The sequence below is a fragment of the Streptomyces sp. NPDC057939 genome, from assembly GCF_042887545.1.
In the GTDB taxonomy this organism is placed as follows: Bacteria; Actinomycetota; Actinomycetes; order Streptomycetales; family Streptomycetaceae; genus Streptomyces.
In genome coordinates this window covers 1-12574 of the sequence record NZ_JBHVPG010000102.1, presented here as the reverse complement: position 1 = coordinate 12574, position 12574 = coordinate 1, and the positions used below count along the sequence as shown (strand labels likewise).

Below are 12574 nucleotides of genomic sequence, written 5' to 3'. Positions count from 1 at the left end.
GCAATGGGTTCCTAGACAGCTCCCACCACACCGGAGGTCTTCGCCATGTTCAAGACCCGCCGAGTGTCAACAACGCTCGTGATCAATACACCTAGCGGGCCGTACGCCATTGGCCGGTGTCCACCGGGTGGGCCCCAGGAGTCCGGACCGCGCCGCGGCCGGGAAGCCGGCCACTGAGTGGACCTGATGACGCGCACCCTGTGCGGTGGCGCACCGACGATGTCCTGGTCCCCTCCACCGCGTGGACTTCACCCGGCCGGGAGTGGCCGCCACCGTGTTCTCCACAAGCTCCACCGAGTGGAGTGAACGACATCGACGGGGCGATGCCGTGCATCCACCGGTGTTCTCCGACAGGTGATCTTGACGGATTGCCGGCCGATATTGACCATCGTCGGGTTCCTGCCACTTGTGTGGTACGCCCTCTCTACCTGTGAAGCGTCGGCGGACCGGGTGGCCGGGGCCGCACGGACCGAGACGTCTGCGGGCGCCGTCAAGTTCGGAAGCGATCCACCGTATGTCTTGACGGACGAGACCTGACGCCGTGCCATGGGAGGAGGCACCGCGACGGGGGATGACACGATGGTGGACGAGGGACACGACGGGACCGGTGGCGAGCCCGAGAGCCACAAGGAGGTTCCGCGGGGCGGAACACCGGAACCCCCGTATGGAAAAGACAATTCGTTCGCCCACATTGCGTGGATTGTCCTGGCGATCCTCGCGCTAGGGATGATCTTGAGCTCGCTTGGCGACTGCACCGGCAGCTGCGTCAGCGACTTCGTGCGATGACGGGCTCTTCCGCCGAGGCACGTGGGCCTTCCTGTTGCTGCGGTTCTGACGCGCCTGACGTGCGGCGCGGCAACGGGGCGTGATCCGCAGGACCCAGGTCCCTCGCCGGAACGCGCTGACCAGTGTCGAAGACTCTGCCTCTGGTCCGGGGTCCGGGGCTGCCGGATGGTCGGGAGCTGATGTCGCGGTCAGTCCTGGTCGGCCGCCGGCGGGGTGAAGGTCTTGCTGCTCAGGTAGGGCATGGCCTTGCTCGCGATTTCGGACTTCAGCCGCAGGGTGCCGTCGTCGGCGAGGACCAGTAGGGCGCGGGCATCGGGCGCGCCCAGGGCGAACCGGCCGGTCTCGTTCTGGGAGATGTGGGCGAACCAGACTTCGGTCACGTCGAGTCGGGCTGCATCGAGCCAGGTCTTGAGTTCCTGCCAGTCGACCATGGGGAAGTGGGCCTCAAAGTCGGTGAGGTAACCGCCCATGCCCTGGTGCGGGCCTTCCCAGGTCGGCTCAAAATAGGGGACGACGAGGAGCTCCTCCCCGCTCTCCCCGGCGTCGCGGGCCGCTTCCTCGAAGCCGGAGTCGTACTCGCTCAGAAACCATTCACGCTGGGACACCGAAGGGCCTCTCGATCGTGGTCATGCCGGGCAGGCCCTCTTGATCCTCCCGCTGCCGTGCCGGCCGGTCAACGCGGAGTGGATAAGCCGCGACGGCCGAAGTGCACAGAGGCTGACGCATCCAGCGGCCGACGAGTACATCGAGGAGCGCGGCCGCGAAGCGGGTTCCTGGCGGGGCGAGGTCTGAGAACCGGCTCTCCGTCCCGCGCACGGTGAGGAGGTCCCGGCGGCGGTGTCCGGTCGCGGCCGAAGACCGCGGGAGCAGACCGACTTGGTGCCCCGTCCGCCGGCGGTCCGCACCGAGAACCTGGCGGAAGAACTGTTCGACCCCGCTGACACAAGCCCGGTGTTCACCGAGCTCACTCCAAGTGGCCGGGAGTTGCTGAAGATCATGGCCCTGACTGCCGCGGAGCTCCAGCCCATGCCGCTCGGCTCGGACTTCCACGAGCGGTTCAACCAGTACGACCTCCCCGGCACCCTACGCGCCCCAGACGACCTGGCCACCGAAGCCGAGGACGCCAGCACCCCCGACCCATGGAAAAGACTTCGCAACCACTGATCCCACTGCCCCTCACCGAGCACGTGCAGCCGGCCGGGATCGAGTGACAGGAACCGGGCGACTGCCAACCTCGCCCGGCAGGAGCGCCTGTGCATGGACAACGGCCGCCGGCGGGCGTCAGGTGCGGGTCAGGGCTTTCACCAGCTCGTCGCGGGTCATGTGTGAGCGGCCGGGCAGGTGGGCGGTGGCCGCCTTCTTGTAGAGGTCTGCCTTGGACAGGCCGTCGAGGTCCTCCTTCCTGGGGGTGGAGCGGATTCGCTTCTTCGCCGCAGGCTTCTTCGGGGTGGTGGTTTTGCCGGAAGCGGTGCCTTGCCGCCGGTGGCTTTCGGACTCGCCGCTCGTTCGACGCTGGCGCGCAGCGCTTCCATGAGATCGACGACGCCGGTGGGTTCGGCTGCGGGTTCGGCCTTCTCCACGCTCTCGCCAGCCTGTTTGGCGTCGATGAGGGCGGAGACCTTCTCCTGGAACGTGTCGTGGAACTGTTCGGGGTTCCAGGTGATGCTGAGGGCGGTGATGAGCTGCTTGGCCATCCGTAGTTCCTTGGCGGTGGCCTTCGTGTTGCCGGGCAGAGTGTCGATCTCCTTCTTCGGGTCCCGGATCTCGTCGGCCCAGTGCAGGGTGTGCAGGGTCAGGAGACCGTTCTCGGCCTTGAGGGCGACGAGGTATTCGTGCTGGCGCATCACGAACGTGGCGATCCCGGCCTTCCCCGCCTTCGTCAGTGCCTGCTCCAGGAGGCCGTAGACCTTGTCGAAGCCCTTCCCGCGGGGCCCGAGGTAATAGGTTTTGTCGAAGAAGATCGGATCCACCTCGTCCAGGTCGACGAAACCGGTGATCTCCAGGGCCTGGGAGCGGCCCGGGCGATCTCGTCGAGTTCCTTCGGCTCGACCAGGACGTACTCGCCGCCGGTGTCGTAGCCCTTCACGATGTCGTCGAGGTCTACCTCCTTGCCCGTGCGCTCATTCACGCGCCGGTTGCGGATGCGGTCGGAGCTGCCGCGCTGCAGCTGATGGAAGTGGATGGTGTGACTGTCGGTGGCCGTGTAGAGGCCGACCGCCATCCTTATCTAGATCTCGTCTCTATCTTCGCAGGTCATGAGCCATCGACCTTTGAGGGACGTGTGGTCAGGCGCGTCAATGCAGCGGGTCAACCGCAAGGGCCACACTCTGAGTTCGCGATTGTGCAGAGCTAGGGGGTCGGTCACGCCTGAAGCGGGGTTGTGCCGGAGGCAGGCCTCCCGGTTTCGACGGTGAGACCTACAAGCAGCGGAACGCTGTTGAACGATGCATCAACCGGCTCAAGCAGTGGCGAGGTCTGGCCATGCGAACGGACAAGCTCGCCATGGCTTACCAAGCCGCCCTCCACCTCGCCGCCATCCTGATCTGGGTCCGGCGATAGCCTGCTGGGCCTATCGTCCACCCGCCCACGGCACTCAGCAGTTGCCGTGATGGTTCACTTGCCGGACAGCTCGTGGACGGCCGGGGAGGGTGTGTGGAAGAGCCAGGATTCCGTGTGCTGCTGACAGAAGCAGGAGATCGGAAAATGGAGGCAGTCCGTGCGATACGTTCGGTCACCGGCCTCAGCCTGTGGAACAGCAAGCTCCTGCTTGCCGACGCACCCGTAGAGGTCGAGGCAGCCGGCTGGTTCGAAGCCGCTGTCGAGGCGGCCCGGACTCTTGAGGACGCAGGCGCCCGCACCAGGCTGCTCTGCGATTGCTGCAGCCGCCCCATTAGACGGGGAACCTTCCCCCTCACTTCGGCGCAGTGCACGGACCCGCGGCCCCTGGAGATCTGCTGGGCAAATGGCCTGCCCACAGCGACCTGAAATCGGCCCAGTTCGGTCTGAGAGACAAGCCCTACGTACGGCTGATCGTGCAGAGCGAGATCGGCGAAGATAAGCGGTCGACGAACGGAAGCTGTTGCAGCACCATTCGGGGCGGTGTCGACGACGAGGAGCCAGGTGATCACCCAGGGCGTGAAGATCGCAACGAGATGCGATGCCTGCGGCGGTGTGCTGACACGCGACATGGGCCAGTTCATCGACCGCGGACTCCTGTGCTGGGGGACCGAAGGGGCCTGCCAGTCATGCACCATTGCGTGGTGCGAAGAGGACAGCGGCGGCGAGACGCCGGAGGAGATCCGCCAGGCACTCCTGTCCGAACACGGACCTGCCCGGCTCCGCCTGATCGAGCCCGAGATAGACCCAGTGGCCGTCCTGCGTGCTCTTCGCGAGATGCATGGCTTGACCCTCACACAAGCAAAGGCCTTGGCAGATGAGTTGAAGACGACCGGGCTGATGGGAACGCTGGTCGAGATGGAACTCATCGCCGCCCGGCTCCGGCAGCGCTCAGTTATGGCGGCGGTTGAGCATGATCGGGACGTCGTCGCAGAGGTGGAAGAGCCGGTCGCGGACCGCGTTGGCGAGGACTAGAGCGAACGGTGATCGGTAAGGGGTTTTCCTAACGCGGGCTCCCTTCCCGGATCATCTGACGAAGGCTGGTGCGGGCTGCGGCCAGATCCCGCTCAAGTTCTTGAGCATGGCTGACGAGCGGTCGGAGCTTGGTCACCTCCTGTTCGAGCTTCCTGTTTGCTTCGGTGAGCTCGGCGATCCGCTCTATGAGTCCTCGGTTACTGATTTGGTCAAGCTGGTGTCCTAGCTGCTGTTGCATGGCGGTCCGGAGCCGATCGCGTTCGGTTCGGAGCCCTTTGATCTCCTCGCGGGCCATGGCGAGGTCGGTGTGCAGGCTGGTGGTGCTTGCTCTGCGGCCTTCAGCCGTCTCGGTGACGGGGACCTGTTCCTGCCGCTGGATGGCTGCCTGTCGGCGTACTCCTGTGTGTGCTCCACCAAGTACGGAGATACGTGCACCGGCGGGAAGTCTTTAAGCCAGTCACGTCATCCTGCGGGCATGGCGGTGGCAGGGCTATGAACCTCCAGGATGACTGCTGTGCTGGCCACGGTTCGGTCCTCGTGCATGGTGATCTGCTGGCCGGGCTGCAGGTGCGTCCAGTGGGAGGGGGTGAGGGGCACGAGACGAACCGTGGCTCGCCCGCCGGGTTGCAGAATGGGCATGTTCTCAACCCAGAGCGAAGCGATGCTGACCGCACTTCCGCCTGTGGGCGAGAGATGTCCGATGTCCCACATGGGTCGCAGAACACCGGCGCCGGAGATTGGCGTCGTGCGACGCGCCTCGGCGGCAGGACGGAGTGTCAGATCTGCCCGGATCACGCCGTTACGGATCTCGGAGCACCGCCAACGGCACCAGGCCGCGCTCCGCTCAAGCTGGAGCTGCTCGGCCGCTTCGGCGAGCTTCTCCCAAAACGCCAGAGGGAGCGAGCGACCGTCCCCGAGCTCCTCCAGCATGCCCAGGGCGATCTCCCACTCGTCGTGGACGAGATAGTCCCAGATGTCTCGCACCGTGATGTCGTTCTCGGTGGCGGTCTCTTCCGGAACCAGCAGGGAAGCTGATTCGAGCAGCTCAGGCACGTCCATGCACTCATTGTCGACCACATGAACTATTAAGCTGCGCTTGCCTGGTCTCGCTCGATGGCGGCGAGCCGGTTCTTGAGCCGGTAGCTGGGGCCGTTGATGGAGATCACGTCGCAGTGGTGCAGGAGGCGGTCGAGGATGGCGGTGGCCAGGACCTCGTGGCCGAACACCTGTCCCCATTCGCTGAAGGTCTTGTTCGAGGTCAGGATGGAGCCCTTTTCGTAGCGCTTTGAGATCACCTGGAAGACCAGGTTGGCCTCTGCTCGTTCGAGGGGCTGGTAGCCCACCTCGTCGACCACGAGAACCGCTGGCCTCAGGTAGCTGCCGAGCTTGCTGCTCAGCCGTCCGGCGGCCTCGGCGGTCTTGAGGTTGCGGACCATGTCGTCGAGGCTGGTGAAGTAGATCGAGTACCCGGCCCGGCAGGCCGCGACCGCGAGAGCGACGGCGATATGTGTCTTGCCCACTCCCCGGCGGCCCGAGCAGGGCTGCGTTGGCCTTGGCCTCGACGAACGACAACGTGGCGAGGTCCTTGACCTTGCGCGGGTCGAGCTCGGGCTGGAATGAGAAGTCGTAGTCGTCCAGCGTCTTGTGGTGAGGAAGCTTCGAGATTCGCAGACCGGTGCGGAAGCGGCGGTCGTCACGGACGGCGAGTTCTTCGGAGAGGATCAGGTCGATGAAGTCGAGGTAGCCCATCTTGGCCTCGTCGGCCCGCTGGGCGTATTGGGTCAGGGTCTCGGCGAGGTGAGGCAGGCCCAGCTTGCCGGCCGTGTTGCGGATGCGGGTGGAGACCAGCTCGCTCAAGACGATTCCTTCGTGCTCGGCTTGGTGGTGAAGGGGCGGGTGCCGGTCAGCTCGTCATAGACCGACAAAGGCTGGCGACCGACCTCGACCTGGGTGACCGCGGTCCGGTTCAGCAGGGCCGCCAGTGGTCCGGCCTGCGGGCCCGGGGCGTCGTGGCGGCGGGGCCGGGGCAGGCCCCCGTCACCGGCGGTGACGCGGCGGCCGGCTCCCGTGGGCAGGCCGTCCCAGTGCTTCTCATCCACGATCCGGGCGCCTCGACTGACCGCTCGCGGATGGGAGGCCAGCAGGGTTTCGCCACTGTGGTCGGGGGCGGTGGCATGGAGCCTGATGTGGGACTTCGTCGCCCTGACTTCGACTAGTTGGCGGGGGCGGACCTTGCGGGCCGGCACCGAGTAGAGGTTCGCGTCGAAGGCGACGAGGCAGTCCTTGCCGACGTGGCGGAGATGCCGCTGAGTGACCACATAAGGCGTCTGCGGCAGCGGGCGCAGGGCCACGTGGTCGCGGATCGCGCGGAGACCGATGACCTCGCCGTGGGTGCCGTGGACCTTTGCCCGCCGCAGCGGCACCCAGGCGGTGAACGCGGCGTTGAGTTCCTCGACCGAGGAGAAAGCCCGGCCGGCCAGGACGTGGTCCCGGACGATCAGCACCTGCCGCTCGACCACAGCCCTTGTCGTTGGTGCTGCCGCCATGGCTGCCGCTGTGCCGACCATGGCAGCCGAGCACTCCGTCCTCGACGCCGTCTCGAAGACGGCGCAGGACGCCGGGGACAACGTCGCGGACACAGTCCCCGAAGACCCGGCGCCAAAGATGCAGGGAGACGGGAAGGTCGCGATCTATTGGGGCGAGGAGTCCCGGTGGTAGAACAAAGAGACTTGGTAATGGGCTGACCCGGACCGTAGGTCCGCTGAACAGCGCAAACCGAGTCGTCGAACTGTGATCAATGCTCGACGCGGAAGGGCCCGAACCGTACGACGACCCCTGGGCCCACTGCCTTGAGCGAGAGCAGCCCGCCCTCGTGCTGCTGGGTCGGCTGCGCCGCGCTGCTCGGCGCGGTGGTGGAGGCCGTGGTGACTGCGTGGGCGCCGTGGTTGAGGGAGGTCGCTCCGCCTGTCGGGGGGTGGTCGCGGAGACGGCGCCGGGCGCCCCAGGGGCCGTGGGGAGCGCCCGCGCGGCTGACGCGGCGGTGCGCCGGTTCGCAGTCCCCCCCGCAGGGGTGATTGCCCACGCTTTGCGGGGGCAGTACCACCCGGCCGACTTACTCGCCGCGCTGTTCGGAGGCCGGTGGTCGCGGGGCCGGCGACGGCGTCAGGCGGGAGCGGTGCCGCCGCCGCAGAGCTCGGCGAGTGCGGCGTGGACGGTGGTGCGGTCGGGGGTGTGGGTGCCGGCGAGGCCGTGGAGGATCATGCCGCTGAGGGCGGCGGAGACGGCGTAGGCGCGGGCAGGGGACAGGTGGCGTTCCAGTGAGGCGCGGCCGGCGGTGATGGTGCGGTCGGCGGTCGGCCGTAGTGCGGGGCGGCGCATGGCGGCGAGGAAGAGTTCGTACTGGACGGTCCAGTGCGTCGCGTTCTCGCCGGCGCAGGCGGTGATGACGGCGTTGGTGAGGCGTTCCACCAGGTCGGCGGTGGAGGCGGTCGGCTGTACTGCGTCGAGGTGTTCCAGGTAGGCGAGGAACTGGTCGACGGAGCGTTCGAAGGCGAGCTGGATGAGGTCGTCGCGGGTCGCGAAGTGGTAGGTGGTGGAGGCGACCGGTAGGTCGCCTTCCGCGGCGACGGAGCGGTGGGTGAGGCCTTCCAGGCCGCGGGCGGCGATGACGCGCTCGGCGGCCTCGATCACTTCCCGCTTACGCGCTTCCGGGTCGCGCCGGCGGCGTGGGGGCGTCGTCGGGCCGGGCTGCGCGTCGTTCGTTCCGGCTTCCGCCATAGTCACTCCTATTGCTTCAAATCGGACATTCCTGCTACGGTACAGAACAACAGTACCGTTTCAGGGTTGCGGCGCGGACTTCCTGGAGTCCGCGGCCCCGGCAGCCCGCAGGCCGCCCGAAGGCGGCGTCCAGGGCCAGGTCCCTTTCGGCCCGGGCCGGTACTGCACCTGACCAGTCAGCCTTTCGACAGGAGAACCCTATGAAGATCGCTCTGCTCGGAACCGGCGCCGGCGCGCGCTGCCACGCCGCCAGGCTCGCCGCGCTCGGCCACCAGGTCACCGTCGGCACCCGCGACCCGGAGGCGACGCTGGCCCGTACCGAGCCCGACAGGATGGGCACCGAGCCCTTCGCCGGGTTCCTGTCCGCGCACCCTCGGCTGACGCTGGCCACGTTCGAGGACGCCGCCGCCGACGGCGAGCTGGTCATCAACGGCATCGACGGCGCCAACGCCGTCGCCGCGCTGTCCGCCCTGCCCGCCGGCGCCCTCGCCGGGAAGGCTCTCATCGACTACGCGGTCCCGTACGTCTACCAGCAGCCCGGCGACGCCGAGTACCCGTGGCCCACCCCCTGGGGCGCCATGCCCCGCCTGAACCCCGTCGACACCGACAGCCTCGCCGAGCAGATCCAGCGCGCCCTGCCCGACACCCGCGTCGTGAAGGCCTTCGTCACCCAGGAACAGGAAACCGTCGTCAACCCGGCCGAGTTCGGCGACGGTGACCACACCATGTTCCTCGCCGGCGACCACGAGAGCGCCAAGGCCGCGGCCACCGAACTCCTGAACGCCTACGGCTGGAGCGACATCATCGACCTCGGGCCCCTGCAAGCGGCCCGCGGACTGGAGATGTACGCCCACTTCCACACCGCCCTCGGCCTTACCCTCGGCGGCCGCTTCGGCGTCAAGATCGTGCGCTGACTACGTCCGCGCGCCCACTCCTGGCTGCCCCTGCGGGCATGGTGCGGCTCCAACGGCCCGCGGCATGCGCCCGGGGCCGTTCCGCGTGTGCCACGGCAGCGGGTGGGAGGCACTGTACGGCTACGAGCCGGGACGCATGTGGTGTGTTCGGCGGCGTGCCGCACATCCCGTACGCGGATCCGTAACGGCGGGCAGGGTTCGGGTCGGCCGTGCGCGGGCTGTGGTGTTGAGGTGACTGCGGGGCGTGCCGATGCCCGCCACTGTTCGCCGGCCTGTCGACAGAGGTTGTACCGGCGCCGGCTCTCTCAGGATCCGCACGCGTAGCCGTTCCGACGCGAGCCGTGTTGCGGCCCGTCGACCCCTACGCGCACCTGTCACGTCGACGGGTGCACGGCGGTGGCAGCGTTACAGGTGTGCGTGCGGGAAGTGGCCCGGGTGGGCCCGTCGACTCCTACGCGTATCTGTCACGTCGGCGGGCGTGTGGTGCTGGTCGCGTTACGGGTGTCCGTGCGGGTTGACTGGCCTATAGGCCGTTGAGGGCGTGGGTGAGGGCGGTGCGGAGGATGGCGCCGGTGGTGGTGATGTGGGCGGCGGTCCGGGCACGCTCGGCAAGAGCCTTCGGCGGGGCCGTGGAGCGCCCGCCGGCGGGGCCGGGCCCCCAATGGTCGCCCCACTCCTGCAAGGCCCGTAGGTGGGGCTGGTTGGTCCAGTGGATGCCCCGGGTCAGGGGTGTCCAGAGTTCTTTGGGGAGGGCGACGACCAGGCGCGCGATGAGTCCTGCGCCCGTGTGGGGGCCGCGTCCGCCGAGGGTTTGACCCGCTGTTGGGGCGCCGGCCGGGATCGGGTCCCAGTCCCGCAGGAGTCCCCGTGCGTCCAGCTCGGCCCGGAGGGCGGGCGCGAGGGCGAGCGCGCGCGTGGGGCGGTGCCGGCCGGTCCCCCGGTGCTTCTGGCGGGCGGCCCGGATCCGGGCCTGAACATCCCGCCGCTCCGCTCCGCGCAGCACTGGGAGGTCGAGCCGGCTGGATTCCTCCCGCACCCACCCTTCCTCGGCGTCCCGATGCGACGTCACGAGCGCGTCGAGCTGCTCCAGGTGGTGGGGGGAGACCGCTAGGACCATGGTGTGCGCCATGCGGCCATCATCCCCGATCGACCCATGCCGGAGGCGGGTTTCAGCAGGTCAGAGCTACTGCAAGAGGTTGCTGCGCGAGCCGGACTGTCTATCTATATAGATAGAGAGTCACCGTTTGGGAAGTGACCTGCTTCTCGTGCCGCTACACAGCGCATCATGAGATGCAGACTGATGCCACCCGTTCTTCACCCCCTCCGGATTCCGGGCCGGTGGTGGCCCCGGTTCGCCCAAAGGGGGTGGGGCGCGCGCCCCCGACCATGGGTGATCGTTTTGCGGGGCACGACCAACCGGAAGCGCCATAGGGAGTCATCTTGAAGACCTTGGTTCGCGTTCTCACCGTGGCGGCCGTGGCTGCGGTCCCCTTCGTCGGACTGTCCACGATCGCGCAGGCCGCCCACCAGGACGTGACTGCTCGTCAATCCCCGACCGGCGGAGCGGAGGAGAAGACCCGGATGGACATCGAGGAATTCGGCAAGAAGGGTGCCTACGACCACGCGAAGCAGTGGGGCGACGAGGGCGATGCTTCGGCCGGAGCCCAGGGACACGGTGGCGTGGTCGAGGGAGGTTTCTAGCCGGCTTGTCCTGGAGGCGGAGTAGCAGGGACTCCCGAGGTGTGTGGGAATCCCGGCGTTGTGTCGACGGGCTACCTCTCGTCGACTTCTTCCTCTGATTCGGTGCTGGTCTCTTCGGCGTTGTGGGTCAGCTTGTCGTTCGCCAGGCCCGGCTTTGGCTGCAGCCGGGAGGACGAGGTGAGCCGCTCCACTGCCGGCTGGTCCGCCCTGACCGTTCGCCCAGTGGGGTGGCTACGTAGCCTTCGGCCATGACTGACGAGTGGTATGTCCTCATCGAGGAGAACGTTCATGAGCCCAGGCGGGTCGAGGGTACGGAGCTGGAGATGTTCCGGTGGAGGTTGGTGGGCAGTTACTTCATCGATGGTGGTGAGGAGCGTGCGGTGGAGGTGGCCGAGGATGCGGCTCGGAATTACCTGCCGAGGGAGCTTGCGGACCATGCAAGGTCGGGAGATGTGCCGGGACGTAGCGCCTTTTTGGCCAGGGATGGGGCATGGGTGGTGTCCATCGCGCAGCGGAGCCGCAGGTGTCATATAAGGGTGACCGTCGGTCGGCTGATGCACCTCCAGGACGAGAGTGAGGCCCCACCGTTGTCCTTGAAGGAGAAGCTCCGCAGTGTTGTTCAGGCTCCGGCCCCTCGTCCGACCCCATGGATGCCGGCCCCGCGTCATTGAGAGCGCCTCCCAGGCGTGTCTCTCCTAAGCACGCGACGCGTGGGAACCCGCCTCCGGTGGATCATGGTTGGTTCCGGGTGCTTGATCATGAGGTCAGGCATCCGGGGTGGTTGCTGGGTTCGTGGTTGGGGTGGGGAAGTTGCTGGACGGGATCGAGCTGTGGTTGCGGAAGATTCTGGGGCCGTTGTTCATTGGACTGGTCATGTGTGGGACAGGGGTCGCTCGCGAGAATTGGTGGATCCCTTTCCGACTGCTGGCCGTGTTGCTCGGCCTGGCGGCGCTCTGGGAGTGCGTGAAGGAGACGGGGAAGCTGCTGCGCAGCAGGGAATCGACGAAGGCACAGCTGGATCGGCTGGAGGCCGAAGCGTTGAAGGAGTAGGCCCCGCAGGAGAGCAGACCGCCCTGCTGCTGGCCGCCCGCGGAGCGGGCTGGTTCTGGAGCCGGAGCCGGAGCCGGAGCCGGTAGGACCCAGGGTGGGGGAGCGAAGCGAGGCTCCCAACGGGCCAGTACGGATTGATTCGGCATACTCGACCTCATGGCAAGGATCGATGTACACACGCACCTGATGGTCTCTCTCAAGTCGATCGCGAAGGAGTTCTCGGTTCAAGCGACGTTCGAGGAACTGTGCGATACGGGAAATCGGGAAGCAATCGCGTTGGCTCTCCTCAACAACGAGGACGCCCGGAAGGGCCTGGACCCGAAGGAGGTATCGCTCGATGACTGGATACAAGGGACGCTGACCGACTCGGCGACCGCCATCCAACAGTCCTTCGGACCGGGCTCCCGATTCCGCGTTGTCCTTGAGCTCCTGGTGGGGACACCCAATGGGGAACGGATCGCCTACGCCTCCAGCCGCATCGAGAACATCACGGACTGACCCGCCCCCCATCCCCTGGCGGCCCGGGGTGGGAGCGAAGCGGACACCCCAACGGGCCGCAGGCCCGGACCCAGTGAAACGGGGTCACCCCGGCCCGCGGAGCGGGCCCGTTCGGGATGGAGCGAAGCGAAAACCCGAACCAGTCCGCAGCGAAGCGCAGGACACCGGCCCGAAGGGCCGGCCCGGCCCGGCGCAGCCGGGCCCGTCGAGCGCAGCAAGGCGGTTTTCTCTCCTACGCGCGCAGCGCGTAGGTACCC

The 12574-nt window shown here is 67.4% G+C and carries 13 protein-coding genes and 4 pseudogenes; 9 read left to right on the top strand and 8 right to left on the bottom strand.

The window, feature by feature from the left end; translation table 11 throughout:
* Positions 1 to 974: 974 nt before the first annotated feature.
* Positions 975 to 1391 carry a hypothetical protein gene (locus ACFVS6_RS42375; protein WP_389711883.1) on the bottom strand — a complete coding sequence of 139 codons (417 nt, stop codon included), beginning with the start codon at positions 1389 to 1391 and terminating at the stop codon, positions 975 to 977.
* 274 nt (positions 1392 to 1665) lie between these two features.
* Between ACFVS6_RS42375 and ACFVS6_RS42370 the strand changes: the two genes are divergently transcribed.
* Entirely contained in the window at positions 1666 to 1950 is a 285-nt protein-coding gene (locus ACFVS6_RS42370; RefSeq protein WP_389711882.1) for a hypothetical protein, read from the top strand.
* A gap of 155 nt (positions 1951 to 2105) precedes the next feature.
* On the opposite strand, the pseudogene ACFVS6_RS42365 reads toward ACFVS6_RS42370, so the two are convergent.
* Positions 2106 to 3007 (bottom strand): annotated as a pseudogene (locus ACFVS6_RS42365) (Ku protein).
* Positions 3008 to 3150: 143 nt separating this feature from the next.
* Between ACFVS6_RS42365 and ACFVS6_RS42360 the strand changes: the two are divergent.
* The 3 genes and pseudogenes from ACFVS6_RS42360 to ACFVS6_RS42350 all read left to right on the top strand — a co-directional run.
* A pseudogene (locus ACFVS6_RS42360) lies at positions 3151 to 3345 on the top strand (IS5/IS1182 family transposase); the annotation flags it as partial.
* A gap of 72 nt (positions 3346 to 3417) precedes the next feature.
* Positions 3418 to 3771 (top strand): ribosomal protein L7/L12, encoded by a 354-nt coding sequence (locus ACFVS6_RS42355; RefSeq protein WP_389711881.1) that lies wholly within the window; start codon positions 3418 to 3420, stop codon positions 3769 to 3771.
* A gap of 135 nt (positions 3772 to 3906) precedes the next feature.
* The gene (locus ACFVS6_RS42350) at positions 3907 to 4377 is read left to right on the top strand and encodes a hypothetical protein (RefSeq protein ID WP_389711880.1); all 471 of its coding nucleotides are present in this window, start codon (positions 3907 to 3909) and stop codon (positions 4375 to 4377) included.
* A gap of 28 nt (positions 4378 to 4405) precedes the next feature.
* On the opposite strand, the gene ACFVS6_RS42345 is transcribed toward ACFVS6_RS42350, so the two are convergent.
* The 4 genes and pseudogenes from ACFVS6_RS42345 to ACFVS6_RS42330 form a co-directional block, all read right to left on the bottom strand.
* Positions 4406 to 4672, bottom strand: a complete 267-nt coding sequence (locus tag ACFVS6_RS42345; protein WP_389711879.1) for a hypothetical protein — start codon at positions 4670 to 4672, stop codon at positions 4406 to 4408.
* Positions 4673 to 4839: 167 nt separating this feature from the next.
* Entirely contained in the window at positions 4840 to 5436 is a 597-nt protein-coding gene (locus tag ACFVS6_RS42340; RefSeq protein ID WP_389711878.1) for a hypothetical protein, read from the bottom strand.
* Positions 5437 to 5462: 26 nt separating this feature from the next.
* Positions 5463 to 6234, bottom strand: a pseudogene (gene istB, locus ACFVS6_RS42335) (IS21-like element helper ATPase IstB).
* Positions 6231 to 6920: pseudogene (locus tag ACFVS6_RS42330) on the bottom strand (IS21 family transposase); the annotation flags it as partial. The pseudogenes ACFVS6_RS42330 and istB, both read right to left, overlap by 4 nt.
* 1 nt (position 6921) lies before the next feature.
* Between ACFVS6_RS42330 and ACFVS6_RS42325 the strand changes: the two are divergent.
* Positions 6922 to 7095 carry a hypothetical protein gene (locus ACFVS6_RS42325; RefSeq protein WP_389711877.1) on the top strand — a complete coding sequence of 58 codons (174 nt, stop codon included), beginning with the start codon at positions 6922 to 6924 and terminating at the stop codon, positions 7093 to 7095.
* Between the two features lie 444 nt (positions 7096 to 7539).
* On the opposite strand, the gene ACFVS6_RS42320 is transcribed toward ACFVS6_RS42325, so the two are convergent.
* Entirely contained in the window at positions 7540 to 8154 is a 615-nt protein-coding gene (locus ACFVS6_RS42320; protein ID WP_389711876.1) for a TetR/AcrR family transcriptional regulator, read from the bottom strand.
* A 200-nt stretch (positions 8155 to 8354) separates the two neighbouring features.
* Between ACFVS6_RS42320 and ACFVS6_RS42315 the strand changes: the two genes are divergently transcribed.
* Positions 8355 to 9068, top strand: coding sequence for an NADPH-dependent F420 reductase (locus ACFVS6_RS42315; RefSeq protein ID WP_389711875.1), 714 nt, complete (start codon positions 8355 to 8357; stop codon positions 9066 to 9068).
* Positions 9069 to 9591: 523 nt separating this feature from the next.
* Here ACFVS6_RS42315 and ACFVS6_RS42310 read toward each other — a convergent pair.
* On the bottom strand, positions 9592 to 10197 hold the full coding sequence (locus ACFVS6_RS42310; RefSeq protein ID WP_389711874.1) for a hypothetical protein: 606 nt from the start codon (positions 10195 to 10197) through the stop codon (positions 9592 to 9594).
* A 311-nt stretch (positions 10198 to 10508) separates the two neighbouring features.
* Between ACFVS6_RS42310 and ACFVS6_RS42305 the strand changes: the two genes are divergently transcribed.
* The 3 genes from ACFVS6_RS42305 to ACFVS6_RS42295 all read left to right on the top strand — a co-directional run bounded on the left by ACFVS6_RS42305 (position 10509) and on the right by ACFVS6_RS42295 (position 12317).
* Positions 10509 to 10769 carry a hypothetical protein gene (locus tag ACFVS6_RS42305; RefSeq protein ID WP_389711873.1) on the top strand — a complete coding sequence of 87 codons (261 nt, stop codon included), beginning with the start codon at positions 10509 to 10511 and terminating at the stop codon, positions 10767 to 10769.
* A gap of 248 nt (positions 10770 to 11017) precedes the next feature.
* Positions 11018 to 11440, top strand: a complete 423-nt coding sequence (locus ACFVS6_RS42300; protein ID WP_389711872.1) for a hypothetical protein — start codon at positions 11018 to 11020, stop codon at positions 11438 to 11440.
* A gap of 535 nt (positions 11441 to 11975) precedes the next feature.
* On the top strand, positions 11976 to 12317 hold the full coding sequence (locus ACFVS6_RS42295) for a hypothetical protein (protein ID WP_389711871.1): 342 nt from the start codon (positions 11976 to 11978) through the stop codon (positions 12315 to 12317).
* Positions 12318 to 12574: the final 257 nt, after the last annotated feature.